The sequence below is a fragment of the Frederiksenia canicola genome, assembly GCF_011455495.1.
Taxonomy (GTDB): Bacteria; Pseudomonadota; Gammaproteobacteria; order Enterobacterales; family Pasteurellaceae; genus Frederiksenia; species Frederiksenia canicola.
The window spans coordinates 458,277-475,150 of the sequence record NZ_CP015029.1 but is presented as its reverse complement, the minus strand read 5'-3'; the positions used below and the strand labels follow the sequence as shown (position 1 = coordinate 475,150).

Sequence of the window (16,874 nt, the reverse complement as noted above, 5' to 3'; positions counted from 1 at the left end):
GTAACCGCTTGTGCTGCAAGCGGTTAGATCCGATGAAAAATTTGCAAATTTCTCACGAAAAGTGACCGCTTGTATTACTTATTCATCAATGAAAACTGTAAGAACTCAACAAAATGTTCCGCCCAGTGCATTTCGTGGTGGATTTCGTTTGCCATAATTTTTAGGCGAATGTTATCGAGCGGATGCCCCGTTCGTAGTAAGGCTTGGTAGTAGTGTAAAGTGCAGTCGATGTAGGCTTGGTTCATATTGGAAATGAAGTGAGCATCCACTTCGTCACCTTCATTGGTGCCAACTTGGATAAACACTTTGCTCGATCGGTCTAGGCCAGCGTGGTGAATAAAATGCATAAAAGCGGGTTCACTAAACCACGATGCGAGGGAAAACACGCCCAAATGCCCGAACACTTGCGGAAACGCAGCTCCCATATAGGCAGTGATGATGCCGCCCATTGAGCTGCCCGCAAGCAAGGTATGTTGGCGGTCGGCTTTGGTGCGATAGTGACTGTCGATAAAAGGTTTCACTTTTTCGACCACCCATTTTGCATAATCCATCCCCTTTCCACCTGCGTGAGCCACGGCTCCCATGCCGGTATCGGTTTTCCAAGGACCGTACTCATCAAGTCGCTTTTCACCTGCGTTATCAATGCCGACAATAATCAGCTTAGGAAATTCTTGATGTTGTTTGATGGTTGGGATAATTTTCCAAGAATGCCCTGAGTACGACTCTTTGCTGTAAAACACATTTTGCCCGTCGTGCATATACAACACGGGATAGCGTTCCCAAGGTTCGTTGTGGTAGTTTTTCGGCAACAGCACTCGAATGCGACGTTCGTGCTGATAATAAGGCACTTGGATAAAATGGCTCTGCATTTCTAGTTCTTGATAAAACACGCTTAATCCTTACTCTGCTTTTTTCAACACCACCAAATGGCGTTCGCCCACCAGTTCTGGCACGTCTAATTTAATCACCTCAACCAGTGCTATGGGCTGGCTGATTTCTGCCAACTCATCGGCGTGATATTGTCCTTTTAAGGCATAAAACTGACCGCTTGTATTCGGCAAGTGGTAGCACCAATCGGTCATATCCTTCAAAGAAGCAAAGGCACGGCTGAGTACACCATCAAATTGTTGATCTTGAAACTCTTCTACCCGACTTTGCACTGGTACCACGTTTTTCAGCCCGAGCTGACGCACCGCATTTTTGATAAAAGTAATCCGCTTGCCAAGACTGTCGAGCAGTACAAATTGTTTATCTGGGTTAGCAATCGCCAGTGGGATGCCCGGCAAACCGGGGCCCGTTCCGACATCAATAAACTGCTGACCTTGCAAATAGGGGCTCACCACAAGACTGTCCAGAATATGCTTAATCAGCATTTCATTTGGATCCCGCACGGATGTGAGATTATATGCTTTGTTCCATTTGTCTAATAATACAACAAAATCAATAAGTTGCTGTTTCTGATCGGCGGATAAATTCAAGTGGGTTTGACCTAACAAGCGGTCTAATTTGGCTAACATTTTGCAATGTCCTATTTTTATTGAATAACGATATACTGCTTTCGCACAATGTTTTTAAAGGCTTCATTGGCACTTGCCCAATCAAGCAAATCGACTTTCCAAGCTAACTCTGAATTTGAAAAGGCTTCTTCTAGCTGAGCAAGCTGCAAGAAAGTCAGCGGCGTTTGGGTGATAATAGCAAGATCTAAATCGGAATAGGTTTTTGCCGTGCCTTTTACCCTTGAGCCATATGCCCATACGGATAAATCTGGCACCATTTGTTGCAAAATATGTTGCACTATTGCCAATTCATTCGGCTCCATTTGTAACCCGTGCACCATTTAGCCATTCCGTTTATGAAGTTGGGTAAGTAAAAAACCGCTGCTTTCAAGAAAATCCGAAATGCCGTTGTACACTTCCAAGGCTTTATTTTGATCGTAAGTATGGGAAGTGATATTCCGCATTTTACGATATGCCACCCACACATCGACATTTTCAATTAAGCCATACTTAGCAGCATCTCTCAGGATATCGCGGAAATTATCGGCTTCGACTTGCTCATCGGAAATAGCTAGTAGCTTTAACTGACGCTTCATCATTTTTAAGCTTAATTCATACACAAACTCAAATTTCTGAATTGCCCCTGCAATTAGCGTGTCTTGAATAATCGGCTTTTGCTGATTAAACCAATTGAGATCTGCCAATTCTTCAATCGTTTCCAACAACGAATGAAAGGCATTTTCCAATACTGTGATTTCTAACTGTTCTGACATATCACACCTACTGATTTTGTCTCGCAAATCCCACTCGCACTTCTCAGTTTTTGAGTGGTTCACTTTGGTTAAGCAGTAAATTCTTTAAAAATTTGACTAAAATTCGTGGGCTTGGTGAATTACAACTCACCCCGTTTCAACATGCCCTGCTTTTTCAAACTCACTAATAAGATTGAAATGGCGGCAGGGGTGATGCCTGAAATACGAGATGCTTGCCCGATCGAAACTGGGCGATGTTGCATCAATTTCGCCCGCACTTCATTTGAGAGACTTTCCACTTTGTCATAATCAAATTCCGCTGGGATCAAGGTGTTTTCGTGGCGTTTGTGACGTTCGATCTCTTGATATTGATGTTCAATATACCCTTGGTATTTAATCGCAATTTCCACCTGCTCCGCCGCTTGCTTATCTTCGATCGCTGGGGCGAATGGTTCGATTTGGGTTAATTTTTCATAAGTTACTTCAGGGCGGCGGATTAAATCTTCGCCGCTGGCCTCACGAGCAAGCGGGCTGCTAAGTAGTCCATTGATTTCATTCAAATTTGGCGATTGTAAATGCACCCAAATCTGTTTTAAACGCTCACGTTCTTTTTCAATATTTTCCATTTTTTGATTGAAACGCACCCAGCGTGCTTCATCTATCAAACCGAGTTGATGCGCCGTTGGCGTTAAGCGGATATCGGCATTATCTTCACGCAACAACAAGCGGTACTCTGCACGGGAAGTAAAGACACGATACGGTTCTTTAGTGCCAAGGGTGCAGAGATCGTCCACCAATACGCCGGTATAAGCTTGATCACGGGTTGGGAACCACGCCTCTTTGCCTTGCACTTGTAAGCCTGCGTTAATCCCCGCAAGTAAACCTTGTGCCGCAGCTTCTTCATAGCCTGTGGTACCGTTGATTTGCCCTGCAAAGAACAAGCCATCAATCGCTTTGGTTTCCAAGGTTGGTTTTAAATCACGTGGATCGAAATAATCATACTCAATTGCATAGCCTGGTTTGATGATACGGCAATTTTCCAAGCCTTTCATTGAGTGGACAATACCCATCTGCACATCAAACGGCAAACTCGTAGAAATTCCGTTTGGATAGACTTCATTACTGGTTAAACCTTCTGGCTCAAGGTAAATTTGATGACTATTACGATCACTAAAACGCATGACTTTGTCTTCAATCGACGGACAATAGCGTGGGCCAATTCCTTCGATAACACCTGTGTACATCGGGCTGCGATCCAAACTGTTACGGATCAAATCGTGGGTTTGCTCGTTCGTGTGGGTGATGTAACACGGAATCTGACGTGGGTGCAGATCGACAGTCCCCATAAATGAGAATACAGGGAGGTGTTCATCTCCGTGTTGCTGAGCCAATACCGAAAAATCAATAGTGCGTGCATCTAAACGCGGTGGCGTACCTGTTTTTAAGCGATCGACCCGTAAATTGAGATCACGTAAACGATCTGCCAACAGTGTTGCCGCAGGATCACCCGCACGACCACCTGCGTAGTTATCCAACCCGATGTGGATCTTACCCGCTAAGAACGTGCCTGCCGTTAAGATCACCGAACGGGCTTTAAAGGTTAAACCCATTTTGGTAACAGCTCCCACCGCACGATTATTTTCGACTAAAATATCAACAACTTCCTGCTGAAAAATATCTAAATTCGGTTGGTTTTCCAACGCTATTCTGACCGCTTGACGATAAAGCACACGGTCTGCTTGAGCACGGGTTGCCCGCACTGCAGGGCCCTTACTGCTGTTTAAGGTTCGGAATTGGATCCCGGCTTGGTCGGTTGCCAATGCCATTACACCGCCCATAGCATCGATCTCTTTCACCAAATGCCCTTTACCGATCCCGCCAATTGCTGGGTTGCATGACATTTGCCCCAAAGTATCGACATTATGCGTCAATAATAAGGTTTTTAAGCCCATTCTTGCAGGTGCAAGGGCTGCTTCTGTTCCCGCATGACCGCCACCCACGACAATCACATCATAAATATCCCGATAAATCATAGTTTGTTTTTGTTCTTAATGAAATTCTGCTAAAAGGGCGATATTCTACCTGAAAAAACCGAGTCTGAAAAAAGCTATTTGCGATCTTGTCGGTGATCATCCGATCCCTAGATATAAATAAGATCTTTATATAAAGATCTTTTATTATGGTTGTTATTAGGTATGCCGAGATCTGCGGATAACTCCTAAAACCGTCGATCTTTCAGCGAGTTACTCTATTATAAAAAGGGTAAAGATCGTGTTTTTAGCGATGATCTAAGCTGTGGATAAATAGGGTAGTTATCCACATTGGATAAAAAATGAAAAGTTATTTGTGCATAAATCAGAAGATAATCACACCTCATTCGGAGAGTTATCCACAGAAGATCTGCTTTAAAAAGCAACAGCAAAGACTTTTTGTGAGACAAGCGGTCACTTTTTTCGGATTTTTTGCAAATTCGCTATAATGCTGCCAAAACGAATTAAATGGAAGGAAAGACCATGCAACACCGCCACCGTGCGATTTTAGCATTCTTAGAAAAATATGATGAGGCCAGCGTGCAGGAGCTTGCAGGGCAATTTATGGTGTCGGTGGAGACAATTCGGCGAGATCTCAATGCCTTGGCGAAACAGGGATTATTGCACCGCACTCACGGCGGGGCGGTGAGCAGCAAAAATCGCGATATTGGGCGATCGTTTCAGGTGCGACAGCGGATCAACAGCGAGGCGAAAAAGTCGATCGCAGAAAATGCGTTGGATCACTTCTTTGAAGGGGCGGTGATCGGTCTGGATGCCAGTTCGAGTAGTTGGAACTTTGCTCAACTTCTGCCTGATGTGCCTTGTACGGTGGTGACCAGTTCGATGCACAATATTCGTGCCTTGGCAAACAAGCCTTGTATTGAAATTATCGCAACGGGCGGAACCTATTCACCAAAATATGATGCTTTTTATGGCTCGCTCTCGGGGCATATTTTGTCTCGGCTGAAGATTGATTTGGCGATTTTTTCTTGCACTGGCATTTCTGACGGAGTGATTTGGGAGTCGAACGAGCTGAACGCGGTGATTAAACGCAAGATGTTGGCAGTGAGCAAGCAGGTGTTTCTGTTTGCCGATCACAGTAAATATGACCGTAAAGATTTGATTAAACTGTGCGATTTGTCTCAGGTTGATATTCTGTTTAGCGACCAAGTCCCGCCAGAGTCATTGGTGGCGTATTGTCAGCAGCACAATGTGCAAATTACCGTGTAACAAGCGGTCAGATTCTCAACTTTTTTTGCAATGCCCGATTTTCCCTTTCTCTGTGAAAATCGGGCATTGTTTTTGCAAAAAATTCGGCAAAACTGACCGCTTGTCAGCAGTTTTTGTGAGCTTGTTCACAAAAATAGTGGTTTAATCTTTCACCATTTGTAAACCGTTGCAAAATAGTTGGCGTATATTTCTGTTCATTTTGATTCAGGAGAATTGTTATGACCCAACTTAAATCTGTTCCAGTAAAAATCGGTATTCGTCCAACCATTGACGGTCGTCGCCTTGGTGTGCGGGAATCTTTAGAAGATCAAACCATGAATATGGCAAAACGGGTTGCCAAGTTGTTAGAGAGCGAAGTTCGCCATACTAATGGGGATTTTGTCGAGTGTGTTATTGCCGATAGTTGCATCGGTGGGGTGTTTGAAGCCGCGGCCTGTGCGGAGAAATTCAAACGGGAAAATGTCGGTGTGGTACTGACGGTGACGCCTTGTTGGTGCTACGGTTCGGAAACTATTGATATGGATCCACATATGCCAAAAGCGATTTGGGGCTTTAACGGCACCGAACGTCCAGGGGCGGTTTACTTAGCCGCAGCGTTAGCGGGGCATAACCAAATGGGTTTACCAGCGTTCTCCATTTATGGCACCGAAGTGCAAGAGGCAAGCGATCAATCCATTCCTGATGATGTAAAAGAAAAATTACTGCGTTTCGCCCGTGCAGGCTTGGCGGTGGCAACCTTGCGTGGCAAGTCTTATCTCTCTATTGGTTCTGTCTCCATGGGAATAGCAGGTTCTATCGTAAACCAAGCGTTTTTCCAAGATTATCTCGGCATGCGTAACGAATATGTCGATATGAGCGAATTGACTCGCCGCATGGAGCGTGGCATTTACGACAAAGAAGAATATGAATTAGCACTGAAATGGGCGAATGATTTCTGTATTGATGGCGTGGATGTCAATGCCCCAGAAAACCAAATGAATGCAGAAGAAAAAGCCAAATTGCGTGAAACCTTGGTGAAAATGACCATCATCACCCGTGATTTAATGGTCGGTAATCCAAAACTTGCTCAACTTAATTTTGGCGAAGAAGCTTTGGGACACAATGCAATAGCGGCGGGTTTCCAAGGGCAACGCCATTGGACAGACCACAGCCCGAACGGCGACTTTATGGAAGCACTGCTCAATTCCACGTACGACTGGAACGGCGTGCGTCCCCCTTATATTTTAGCCACCGAAAACGACTCGTTGAATGCGGTCAATATGTTGTTCGGTAACTTACTTACTGGTCAAGCTCAAATCTTCGCGGATGTGCGGACTTACTGGAGCGAAGACGCTGTGGAACGTGTTACTGGCTGGCGACCAGAAAGTGGCTTTATCCATTTAATCAATTCAGGCTCAGCCGCATTAGATGGCACGGGGCAGCATCAAGACAAAGACGGCAACCCAGTGATCAAACCAGTATGGGAAGTGACCGAAGAAGATGGTAAACGTTGCTTAGCAAATACCCGCTGGTGCCCTGCGGTATATGAATATTTCCGTGGCGGTGGCTTATCTTCCCAATATCTCACCAAAGGCGGAATGCCGTTCACAATGCACCGTATCAACTTAGTGAAAGGTGTCGGACCGGTGCTGCAAATTGCAGAAGGTTGGTCAATTGATTTGCCTGAAAACGTGCATGATATTCTCAACAAACGCACCAACGAAACTTGGCCAACCACATGGTTTGTCCCACGTTTAACTGGCAAAGGGGCGTTCACTGATGTTTATTCGGTGATGGCGAACTGGGGGGCGAACCACTGTGTTGCCACTTATGGACACGTGGGGGCGGATTTAATCACTCTAGCGTCAATGTTGCGTATTCCTGTTTGTATGCACAACGTTGCGGATAAAGATGTATTCCGCCCAAGTGCATGGAACCTATTTGGTCAAGACAAAGAAGGTCAAGACTATCGTGCTTGTGCGAATTTCGGACCGCTTTATCGTTAATTGAAAACATTCCTCCCTTGTTTTGGCGGGGGGGATGATATTCATATGGAGATATTTATGCCTATCTCACTTATTTTCGACTGTGGTGCAACGAATTTACGCACCGTGGCGATTGATGCTGAAGGGAAGCTGTTGGCGGTGCATCATTTGCCGAATAACACCCAAACGGGCGAAGAATCAGTGGACTATCATATTTGGGATATTGATGAAATTTGGCAGAAGTTGATGACTTGTGCCAAACAGACGCTTGATCAACTTTCTGTTGAACAGCGAGCGGATATTGTTGGGATCTCGGTTACCACCTTCGGGGTGGACGGTACGATTTTCGGCAAAGACGGTGAGCCGCTCTACCCGATTATTTCGTGGAAATGCCCGCGAACACTACCAGTGATGGAAAACATCGCTAAGCTGATTGATGTCCAAAAACTTTACCAACGCAACGGCGTGGGACATTACAGCTTCAACACGCTATTCAAATTGCTGTGGCTGAAGCAGAACAAGCCTGAGCTGTTCGCTCAAGCAGAGAGCTTTCTGTTTATTTCTTCCATTTTGACCTATCGGCTGACAGGCGTACAAAGTACTGATCGCACCATGGCAGGCACATCAATGATGACTAACATCGCCCAAGATGACTGGGACGAAGAAGTGTTAGCATTGCTTGGGTTGCAAAAGTCCCATTTCCCTGCGATGAAAAGTGCGGGCGAGAAAATCGGTACGCTTAAAGCAGATTTAGCCTCAGAGCTCGGTTTGTCAGCGGAAATTCCAGTGATCTCTGCAGGGCATGATACCCAATTTGCGATTTTTGGATCGGGGGCGGATTATCATCAACCAGTACTCAGCTCAGGTACTTGGGAAATTTTAATGGCTCGCACCGAGCAAGCCAAACCTGAATGGCAACAAGCTCAAAATGGCTTAACCATTGAATTTGATAGCCAAGCTGGTTATTTCAACCCGGGTGTGCAATGGGTCAGCTCAGGCGTGATGGAGTGGATTGGTCGTACTTTCTTCAGCGATGTTGCTAATAGCAATGCCTACTACCCAACGATGATCAGCGAAGGTGAGCAAGTACCTGCTGGCTCCAATGGTGTGCAATTGCAAGGCAGATTTGATGGCACTACCCACCAAACTGGCTCCATTGTAGGTCTTTCAATGCACAAAACCCGTGGCGAAGTATATCGATCAGGCTTGGAATATATGGCGTTCCGTTTAAAAGAAGGTTTGGCATTGCTAGAGCAAGTGGGCCAATTCAAGGCCCGCCGCTTAATTTGCGTTGGCGGTGGATCCAAAAATCGTTTGTGGAACCAAATTCGTGCTGATGTATTGAATATCCCGATTGATGTGGTCGATTTTTCCGAAACCACCGTACTCGGTGCGGCAATGTTCACTTTTACCGGTACGGGCGTGTTTGACAACGTTCAAGCTGCCCAAAATGCAATGAAACCAGCGATTAAGCGGATCGAACCGAGCGAAAATGTGAAGGTTTACGCATCATTGTAAGTTGTCGGGTGGGTTTTGGCCCACCAAGATCACAACAAGCGGTCTGATTTTTGAAAACATTTGCAAATGGTGGGTCAAACCCACCCGACAGGAGTTTCTATGTTAAAAGGCATTCACCCTGCGTTATCACCTAATTTATTGAAAATCCTTGCGGAAATGGGACACGGTGATGAAATCGTGCTATCCGATGCCCATTTTCCTGCTCATCAACTGCATTCCAATGTGATTCGGGCAGATGGTCTGACAATCGCCACGTTATTAGAAGCAATCACGCCACTGTTTGAATTTGACCAATATGTCGATGCTCCATTAGCGATGATGGCAGCGGTGGCGGGCGACACGCTCGATCCAACGGTGGAAGAAAGTTATCTCGCTGCCATTCGTCAAATCAACGGTGATGTGCCGAAAGTCGAACGTGTTGAGCGTTTCGCCTTTTACGATCGAGCCAAACAAGCCTATGCGGTGGTAGTGACTGGCGAACTCGCCAAATACGGCAACATTATTTTGAAAAAAGGGGTGACTCCCGTTTATCAACCTTAGAGGTGATTATGAGTAACAGAACAGCGTTATCACGCAAAATTATCGATACTTGTTTAGAAATGACCCGCTTGGGTTTAAACCAAGGCACCGCAGGCAACATCAGCGTACGTTATGAAAACGGGATGCTGATTACTCCTTCGGGTATGCCTTACGAAAAAATGACCGAAGACGATATTGTCTATGTCGATAACGATGGCAATTTCGAAGCGGGCAAAATTCCATCAAGCGAATGGCAATTTCACCAAGCCGTTTATCAAACTCGTCCAGAACTGAATGCGGTGGTGCATAACCATGCGATTAACTGTACTGGCGTGGCGATCTTAAACAAACCTATTCCTGCGATTCACTATATGATTGCGGTAACAGGAACGAATCAAGTGCCTTGCGTACCTTATGCCACTTTTGGAACATGGCAGTTAGCAGAATATGTGAAGAAAGGCATCGCCCAAAGTAAAGCGATTTTATTACAGCACCATGGAATGATTGCGGCTGAAGCCAATTTAGAAAAAGCCTTATGGGTTGCACATGAAGTGGAAGTGTTAGCAACACTTTATCTCAAATTGCTTGCAACAACACCAAATGTGCCTGTCCTTTCTGATGAAGAAATTGAAGTGGTACTGGGCAAATTCTCAACCTATGGCTTGCGAGTAGAAGAAAAACATTGCCCATGTAGCTGATGATATCGGCTTACAAGCGGTCAGATCCGTTGCAAAATTTGCAAATGATCTGACCGCTTGTTGTTTTTGTCTTTTCTCTTTGCCTCTTTTCTCGTTTTCCTTCTGCCCGAAATGCCCGATTTTTTAAAAATATTGGAAAAATCGGGCAAGATAAAAATTCACCAAATCGCTATTTTTGTGAGCTATATCACAAAAAAAATGCCATTTCCGTAAAACTTCTTTCAGTTACGTCAGTTTTGTTAAAAGATAGTGTTGCTTTTTTTAGAAGTTTCAATAATTTCTAGGAATAACCAAATCAAAAGATAATGATTAACGGAGGCAGTATGACAGCAGTGAAACCCGATGTGCCATTGCTTTCTATGCAAAATATCAGCAAATCATTTGTTGGGGTACAAGCGCTGAAAAATGTGCAGTTGGAACTGCATAAAGGGGAAGCTCATGCCTTAATGGGCGAAAATGGGGCGGGGAAATCAACCTTAATGAAGTGCTTAATTGGGGTGTATCAAGCCGACGAAGGCACAATCACTTACAAGGGCAAGCAGGTGAATTATTCGTCTGTGCTTGAAGCTCAGCAGGAAGGTATCAGTATGATCTTCCAAGAGCTGAACCTGATCCCTCATTTGACGGTGGCAGAAAATATTTTCTTCGCTCGTGAGCCAACTCATTTTGGTGTAGTTGATAAAGCGAAAATGAATAAAGAGGCGGCGGAGTTGCTCAATATGTTTGATATTGATGTCCAGCCAACAGATTTAGTCAAAGATTTATCGGTGGCTCGTCAGCAAATGGTGGAAATTGCCAAGGCCCTTTCTTTTGATGTGGAAGTGTTGATTATGGATGAACCCACCTCTGCTCTCACCGAAAAAGAGATTGAAAAACTGTTTGAATTAGTCCGTCGCTTAAAAGAAAAAGGGGTGTGTATCGTTTACATTTCACACCGTATGGATGAACTCAAACAAATCTGTGACCGTATTACCATTTTCCGTGATGGCACTTATGTATCTAGCCACCGTTTCGATGAAATCACAATGGATGAAATCATCACCAAAATGGTTGGGCGTACCTTAGATAATCACTTCCCGCCAAAAACCGCTGTCGTTGATGAGAATGAAGTTGTGATGTCCGTTTACCAAGCAGAGCGTTATGGTGTGTTTGAAGCCTTAGATTTTGCCCTGTTCAAAGGGGAGATTTTAGGTATCACAGGGCTAGTTGGGGCAAAACGGACGGAATTGGCTCGGGCAATTTTTGGTGCGGATCCATTAGATAGTGGTGAAATTTATGTACACAGTGCCAAAGTGTCGATTAAAAGCCCTGCGGACTCCATTCAAGCGGGCATCGCCTACCTGTCAGAAGACCGTAAATTAAATGGTGTGGCAGTGCGAATGAGCATTCGAGAAAATATCACGATGGCGGCGATGGATAAAGTTACCGATGGCTTGGGGATTATTTCCACTGCTCAAGAGTTGGAAGCCAGTGATACTTTCATCAAGAAAATGGAAATCAAAACACCAACCCCTGAGCAGTTGGTCAATAATTTAAGTGGCGGTAACCAACAAAAAGTGGTTATCGGCAAATGGTTGTTCCGTGATGCAAAAGTGATGATTTTCGATGAGCCAACGCGGGGTATTGATGTGGGGGCAAAATACGCTATCTATCAATTACTTGATGAGCTTGCTGCAAGCGGTGTGGGAGTGATTATGATCTCCTCTGAGTTGCCTGAAGTGCTAGGTATTTCTGACCGTATTATCGTGATGCGAGAAGGCAAGATGACCGCAATGCTCGAAACCAAACAGACCAACCAAGAAGAAATTATGCACTATGCGACAGGCGTAAAAGATATGTTCGCCCATAAACATAATAATTAAGGAGTTTCCAATGAACGAGAAATATAAAGATTTGCTACGCAAAATGGCGGCACTTGCAGGGCTTATTCTGTTGGTGATTTTCTTTAGTGTGACCAACGAATACTTCTTTACTTCCAACAATATCATGACAGTTGGTTTGCAAACCTCGACTATCGCCTTAATTGGTATCGGAGCGACCTGTGTGATTTTAACGGGTGGTATCGATTTGAGTACGGGCTCTGTCGTTGCCCTTTCAGGTGTAGCAGCTGCGATGATCGTGAATGCGGGTGTGCCTGTGCCACTTGGTATGATTTTCGGGATTTTAGTCGGTGGAATTTGTGGCTTGATTAATGGTGTGTTGGTAACACGAATGAAACTGCCACCATTTATTGCTACCTTGGGTATGATGATGGTGGCTCGTGGTTTAGCCCTTTATGTGACCAACGCAGCACCTGTTTCGGGTATGCCAGAATCCTTTGCTGCTCTTGGTAACGGTGCGTTATTCAAAATGGTGGAAGAAGGCCCGAATGGCTTACCGAAAGTGGTGTTTGCGGGCATTCCGTATCCTGTGATTATTATGATCTTCATCACCGTCTTATTCACCTTTGCCCTCACTAAACTCAAAGTAGGTCGCTACATTTACGCTATCGGTTCGAATGAAGAAGCCGCTCGTTTATCAGGGATCAAAACCAACCTTATTAAAATTTATGCTTACGTTGCCAGTGGCTTGCTCTCTGGTTTAACGGGCGTAATCCTTGCATCTCGTTTAGTCACTGCACAGCCAAACGGTGGTGTGGCATACGAGCTAGATGCAATCGCAAGTGCAGTAGTCGGGGGAACATCGTTGATGGGCGGTGTCGGTACCATTCCTGGCACGTTAATTGGGTCATTCATTATCGGTGTACTCCGTAATGGTTTGAATATGAATGGCGTCTCATCGTTTGTGCAAATGATTGTTATCGGGTTAGTGATTATCGTCGCTGTGTCGTTAGACCAGCTCCGTCAATCTAAGAAACTTGGTAAAAAATAGTCCACATAGGAGATCTCATATGAAAAAATTAGCAATCGTAACAGCAACCGTTTTAGGTTTATCTACCCTTTTCGCTGGCTCTGCTTGGGCAAAATCAAATGAAATTGCGGTGATCGTAAAATCCGCCAACTCAACCTTCTGGCAAAACGTAAAAAAAGGGGCAGATGATGCAGGCAAAGGAATGGGTGAGTACAAAGTGACTTTCCAAGGTCCTGAGTCCGAAACGGCGATCGATGCTCAAGTGAATATGGTGGATAACGCGGTTAACCGTGGTGTTGCAGGTATTGTATTGGCTCCATCAGATCCAGTGGCATTGGTTCCAGCAGTGAAAAAAGCCTATGAAAGTGGTATTCCTGTCGTGTTAATCGACTCAGGTCTTAACAGTGATGGCAAATATTACCAATCATTCTTAGCAACGGATAACCGTGCAGCAGGTAAATTAGCAGCTGAAAAATTACTGGCTAAAGTAAAAGGTGGAAAAGTAGCGGTAATGTCGTTCACTCAAGGTGCACAATCTGCAATTGAGCGTACAGGTGGCTTCGTGGATACCGTAAAAGCGAAAGCAGAATACAAAATTGTAGGGCCTTACTACTCTAATTCAGAAATGGTTACTGCATTAAACCAAACCGAAGACGTTTTAGGTTCTAACCCAGATATCGCAGCCATCTTCGGTGCAAACGAACCAACTGCAGTGGGTATGGCGCGTGCGGTTAAACAAAAAGGCTTTGCGGGTAAAATTGTTGCAGTAGGCTTTGATGGTAACTCAGACCTACAAAACTTCGTGCGTGATGGAACCTTAGATGGCATCGTGGTGCAATCTTCTTACCAAATGGGTTATAAAGGGGTTGATTCTGTAGGTAAAATCATTAAAGGTGAAAAAGTGGAGAAAACTATCGACACAGGTGTTGTTTATGTAACCAAAGACAACATTGACTCAGAAGAAGCGAAAGCTGTTCTTTACTAATAAAGAAAAGGCGACAAGCAGCGGTCTGTTCTTAATCATTTTTTACGCTTCCAACCTTCTGTTGCTGGCTAATTATTTAGAAGGAGATTCTCTAGCAATCCGAGAAATTGTACTGCGGAAGCGTTATTGGATGTATATAGAATGGCTTTTTGATATTGAAAATAATGCCCCCAATCGGCTAGGCCGTTGGGGGCATGGTAATGTTTATTTTTTTACTTCTTCTTTATTGAAATGTTCGGTGAAGAAGAAAGTGTGTTGGTGAATCGATTCACGCCAATAGTCCCAAGTGTGTGAACCTGGTTTTTCGATGTAAGTGTGTTTTACATTGAGATCCAGTAGCTTTTTGTGGAGAGCTCGATTGGGCTCAATAAAAAAATCATCGATACCACAGTCGATGATGATTTGTGTTTTACTAAAAATAAAACGATGAGCTAAGTCTGTGATATTGTAATTTTCCCAATTTTTATTGATCACGGCAGAAATTCCCCAATTATGTTGATATTGCTGTGGGATAACGCCGCCACTCATACTGCCGATATAGCCAAATAAATCTTGGTTATTCACACCGATATACAAAGCACCAAATCCCCCCATGCTCAGTCCGGTAATCGCTCGATGTTCTTTGGCGGCAATAGTCGCATAGTTTTGATCAATATAAGGCACTAACTCTTTAGCGATAAAGGTGTGGTATTTAGAGTCAGGCTTGACTTCGCTATCTACAAACCAGCTGTCGTAGTTGCCATCGGTAGAAACATAAATCACATGGTATTTATCGGCTAATTCTCCTAATGCCGTTTTTTCAGGGTAATTACGATGGTTGCCAGACCAACCATGTAAAGTATAAATGACACTATATTTTTTATCCTCAGAATAGCCGTTAGGGAGTACGACTGTCGTCGGTACTTTTTTATTCATACTAGGGCTGAATACGTCTATTTGTTTTTCAACAAATGCCATACTGCCAGCGGAATAGCATAAACCGAATACCACACAAGAAAAACCAATGATCTTTTTCATCATAGACTCCTTTAATGTTATGGATTGAACGTAATGCTTATATCGACATAATGCGTATTGGTATAAAAAATAGCAATGTATTTAGGTTGAGATAAATCAAAGGAAAAATTATTTTTTATGGCGAAATAAACATACTTGTAAGAACAAATGCCCGATTTTGACCGAATGTGTAAAAATCGGGCATTTTTCTACCGTTCAACCCCACCCATTTTGTGATTTTGTTCACAAAAAATTAACTAAAAAGATACAAATCAAATAAATCTGTTTAGAAAGTCACCGTTTTGGTCAATCATAACTCAGTACAAGCGGTCAGATCCCGACAACATTTTGCAAATGACCCTATTTCCACTCAACTCGAAGGAGAATTTTATGGTTAAGTCTTATCAAATGTATATCAATGGCGAATTTACTGATGCTGCCCACGGTCATACTTTTGAAGTGTATAACCCAGCGACTGAACAAGTGGTTTCGACGGTGCCTCGCTCAAGCGATATTGATGCGATCCGAGCCATTGATGCGGCGGACAACGCTCAAGAAGCGTGGGAGAGATTGCCTGCCGTTGAGCGTGGTAAATATCTGCGGTTGATTGCGAACGGCATTCGTGAACGAGCTGATGAAATCGCCCGCACGATCACCGAAGAAATGGGTAAAACGTTGGCTCTCTCGTTAGTAGAAGTGAATTTTACTGCCGACTATTTGGATTATATGGCGGAGTGGGCTCGCCGTTATGAAGGCGAAATCATCCAAAGCGACCGTCCGAATGAGCATATTTTCTTATATAAAAAAGCGATTGGTGTGACCACAGGGATTTTGCCGTGGAACTTCCCTTTCTTCCTTGTGGCTCGCAAAACCGCACCAGCCTTGGTAACGGGGAATACAATCGTGATCAAACCGAGTGAAGATGCCCCAAACAACGCCATTTTGTTTGCAGAAATTGTGCATAAAATCGGCTTGCCGAAAGGGGTTTTCAACGTGGTAACAGGCTTTGGTAACGAAGTGGGTCCAGAGCTTTCGTCTAATGAAAGAGTGGGAATGGTATCCTTCACAGGCAGCCAGTTAGCAGGGCATAAAGTGATGGAAGCCGCAAGCAAAAACATCGTGAAAGTGAACTTAGAGCTTGGTGGTAAAGCCCCTGCGATTGTATTAGACGATGCTGATTTAGAATTAGCCGCCACCGCTGTGGTAAATTCTCGGGTGATCAACTCAGGGCAGGTGTGTAACTGTGCGGAGCGGATTTACGTTCACCGCAGCATCAAAGACGCTTTCGTGGCGAAACTCACTGAAAAAATGCAAGCGGTGCGTTATGGTAATCCATTAGAGCGTGATGACATTGATATGGGGCCGCTCGTCAATGAAAAAGGCCTAATTAAAGTGAAAGAGTTGGTTGAACGTTCATTGCAACAAGGCGGACGTTTGGTGATGGGTGGTAAAGTGGTCGAAGGCACGGGCTACTATTTCGAGCCGACCATTATTGATAATGTGGACAATTCAATGGAAATTATGCGGTCAGAAATTTTTGGGCCAGTGATTCCTGTTGCCACATTCGATACTATTGATGAAGCGATCAAACTTGCTAACGACTGTGAATACGGCTTAACGTCGTCCGTTTACACCCAAAATTTAAACAAAGCGATGAAAGTCATCTCCCGTTTGAAATTCGGTGAAACCTATGTGAACCGTGAAAACTTCGAAGCAATGCAGGGCTTCCACGCAGGCTGGCGGAAATCGGGTATTGGCGGTGCTGATGGCAAACACGGCTTAGAAGAATATCTCCAAACCCAAGTGGTTTACTTGCAGTTTGATGATAAGGTCTAA

General features: G+C 44.3%; 15 protein-coding genes. 9 read left to right on the top strand and 6 right to left on the bottom strand.

Going from position 1 to position 16,874, the window contains the following annotated elements:
* Window positions 1–74 precede the first annotated feature (74 nt).
* The 5 genes from A4G17_RS02310 to mnmG form a co-directional block, all read right to left on the bottom strand.
* Complete coding sequence (locus A4G17_RS02310) at window positions 75–869, bottom strand: alpha/beta hydrolase (protein ID WP_123957089.1); 795 nt, start codon at window positions 867–869, stop codon at window positions 75–77.
* A 30-nt stretch (window positions 870–899) separates the two neighbouring features.
* Complete coding sequence (gene rsmG, locus A4G17_RS02305) at window positions 900–1,517, bottom strand: 16S rRNA (guanine(527)-N(7))-methyltransferase RsmG (RefSeq protein WP_123957052.1); 618 nt, start codon at window positions 1,515–1,517, stop codon at window positions 900–902.
* A 17-nt stretch (window positions 1,518–1,534) separates the two neighbouring features.
* Complete coding sequence (locus A4G17_RS02300; RefSeq protein ID WP_123957051.1) at window positions 1,535–1,837, bottom strand: nucleotidyltransferase family protein; 303 nt, start codon at window positions 1,835–1,837, stop codon at window positions 1,535–1,537.
* Window positions 1,838–2,269, bottom strand: coding sequence for a nucleotidyltransferase substrate binding protein (locus A4G17_RS02295; RefSeq protein ID WP_123957050.1), 432 nt, complete (start codon window positions 2,267–2,269; stop codon window positions 1,838–1,840).
* Between the two features lie 119 nt (window positions 2,270–2,388).
* Window positions 2,389–4,281: a tRNA uridine-5-carboxymethylaminomethyl(34) synthesis enzyme MnmG gene (mnmG, locus tag A4G17_RS02290; protein WP_123957049.1), complete on the bottom strand. Its 1,893-nt coding sequence runs from the start codon at window positions 4,279–4,281 to the stop codon at window positions 2,389–2,391.
* A gap of 480 nt (window positions 4,282–4,761) precedes the next feature.
* Here mnmG and A4G17_RS02285 point away from each other — a divergent pair, with 480 nt between their 5' ends.
* The 8 genes from A4G17_RS02285 to A4G17_RS02250 all read left to right on the top strand — a co-directional run bounded on the left by A4G17_RS02285 (window position 4,762) and on the right by A4G17_RS02250 (window position 14,042).
* Window positions 4,762–5,508 carry a DeoR/GlpR family DNA-binding transcription regulator gene (locus A4G17_RS02285; protein WP_123957048.1) on the top strand — a complete coding sequence of 249 codons (747 nt, stop codon included), beginning with the start codon at window positions 4,762–4,764 and terminating at the stop codon, window positions 5,506–5,508.
* Between the two features lie 218 nt (window positions 5,509–5,726).
* Window positions 5,727–7,493 carry an L-fucose isomerase gene (fucI, locus tag A4G17_RS02280; RefSeq protein ID WP_123957047.1) on the top strand — a complete coding sequence of 589 codons (1,767 nt, stop codon included), beginning with the start codon at window positions 5,727–5,729 and terminating at the stop codon, window positions 7,491–7,493.
* Between the two features lie 57 nt (window positions 7,494–7,550).
* Window positions 7,551–8,990 (top strand): L-fuculokinase, encoded by a 1,440-nt coding sequence (fucK, locus tag A4G17_RS02275; RefSeq protein ID WP_123957046.1) that lies wholly within the window; start codon window positions 7,551–7,553, stop codon window positions 8,988–8,990.
* A 99-nt stretch (window positions 8,991–9,089) separates the two neighbouring features.
* Window positions 9,090–9,530: an L-fucose mutarotase gene (gene fucU, locus A4G17_RS02270; RefSeq protein ID WP_123957045.1), complete on the top strand. Its 441-nt coding sequence runs from the start codon at window positions 9,090–9,092 to the stop codon at window positions 9,528–9,530.
* Between the two features lie 8 nt (window positions 9,531–9,538).
* Window positions 9,539–10,207 carry an L-fuculose-phosphate aldolase gene (fucA, locus tag A4G17_RS02265; protein ID WP_123957044.1) on the top strand — a complete coding sequence of 223 codons (669 nt, stop codon included), beginning with the start codon at window positions 9,539–9,541 and terminating at the stop codon, window positions 10,205–10,207.
* 323 nt (window positions 10,208–10,530) lie between these two features.
* Window positions 10,531–12,069: a sugar ABC transporter ATP-binding protein gene (locus tag A4G17_RS02260; RefSeq protein WP_123957043.1), complete on the top strand. Its 1,539-nt coding sequence runs from the start codon at window positions 10,531–10,533 to the stop codon at window positions 12,067–12,069.
* 10 nt (window positions 12,070–12,079) lie between these two features.
* The gene (locus tag A4G17_RS02255; RefSeq protein WP_123957042.1) at window positions 12,080–13,078 is read left to right on the top strand and encodes an ABC transporter permease; all 999 of its coding nucleotides are present in this window, start codon (window positions 12,080–12,082) and stop codon (window positions 13,076–13,078) included.
* Between the two features lie 19 nt (window positions 13,079–13,097).
* Window positions 13,098–14,042, top strand: coding sequence for an ABC transporter substrate-binding protein (locus A4G17_RS02250; protein WP_123957041.1), 945 nt, complete (start codon window positions 13,098–13,100; stop codon window positions 14,040–14,042).
* A gap of 204 nt (window positions 14,043–14,246) precedes the next feature.
* Here the strand turns inward: A4G17_RS02250 and A4G17_RS02245 are convergent, their stop codons facing one another.
* A complete protein-coding gene (locus A4G17_RS02245) occupies window positions 14,247–15,062 on the bottom strand; it encodes an alpha/beta hydrolase (RefSeq protein WP_236941021.1) in 816 nt (271 codons plus the stop codon).
* A gap of 366 nt (window positions 15,063–15,428) precedes the next feature.
* On the opposite strand from A4G17_RS02245, the gene aldA reads away from it, so the two are divergent.
* A complete protein-coding gene (gene aldA / locus A4G17_RS02240; protein ID WP_123957039.1) occupies window positions 15,429–16,874 on the top strand; it encodes an aldehyde dehydrogenase in 1,446 nt (481 codons plus the stop codon).

Excerpts from the sequence above, each read along its gene's own strand:
- A4G17_RS02310 (WP_123957089.1), bottom strand. The coding sequence starts at position 869 with ATGCAGAGCCATTTTATCCAAGTGCCTTATTATCAGCACGAACGTCGC.
- rsmG (WP_123957052.1), bottom strand. The coding sequence starts at position 1,517 with ATGTTAGCCAAATTAGACCGCTTGTTAGGTCAAACCCACTTGAATTTA.
- A4G17_RS02300 (WP_123957051.1), bottom strand. The coding sequence starts at position 1,837 with ATGGTGCACGGGTTACAAATGGAGCCGAATGAATTGGCAATAGTGCAA.
- A4G17_RS02295 (WP_123957050.1), bottom strand. The coding sequence starts at position 2,269 with ATGTCAGAACAGTTAGAAATCACAGTATTGGAAAATGCCTTTCATTCG.
- mnmG (WP_123957049.1), bottom strand. The coding sequence starts at position 4,281 with ATGATTTATCGGGATATTTATGATGTGATTGTCGTGGGTGGCGGTCAT.
- A4G17_RS02285 (WP_123957048.1), top strand. The coding sequence starts at position 4,762 with ATGCAACACCGCCACCGTGCGATTTTAGCATTCTTAGAAAAATATGAT.
- fucI (WP_123957047.1), top strand. The coding sequence starts at position 5,727 with ATGACCCAACTTAAATCTGTTCCAGTAAAAATCGGTATTCGTCCAACC.
- fucK (WP_123957046.1), top strand. The coding sequence starts at position 7,551 with ATGCCTATCTCACTTATTTTCGACTGTGGTGCAACGAATTTACGCACC.
- fucU (WP_123957045.1), top strand. The coding sequence starts at position 9,090 with ATGTTAAAAGGCATTCACCCTGCGTTATCACCTAATTTATTGAAAATC.
- fucA (WP_123957044.1), top strand. The coding sequence starts at position 9,539 with ATGAGTAACAGAACAGCGTTATCACGCAAAATTATCGATACTTGTTTA.
- A4G17_RS02260 (WP_123957043.1), top strand. The coding sequence starts at position 10,531 with ATGACAGCAGTGAAACCCGATGTGCCATTGCTTTCTATGCAAAATATC.
- A4G17_RS02255 (WP_123957042.1), top strand. The coding sequence starts at position 12,080 with ATGAACGAGAAATATAAAGATTTGCTACGCAAAATGGCGGCACTTGCA.
- A4G17_RS02250 (WP_123957041.1), top strand. The coding sequence starts at position 13,098 with ATGAAAAAATTAGCAATCGTAACAGCAACCGTTTTAGGTTTATCTACC.
- A4G17_RS02245 (WP_236941021.1), bottom strand. The coding sequence starts at position 15,062 with ATGATGAAAAAGATCATTGGTTTTTCTTGTGTGGTATTCGGTTTATGC.
- aldA (WP_123957039.1), top strand. The coding sequence starts at position 15,429 with ATGGTTAAGTCTTATCAAATGTATATCAATGGCGAATTTACTGATGCT.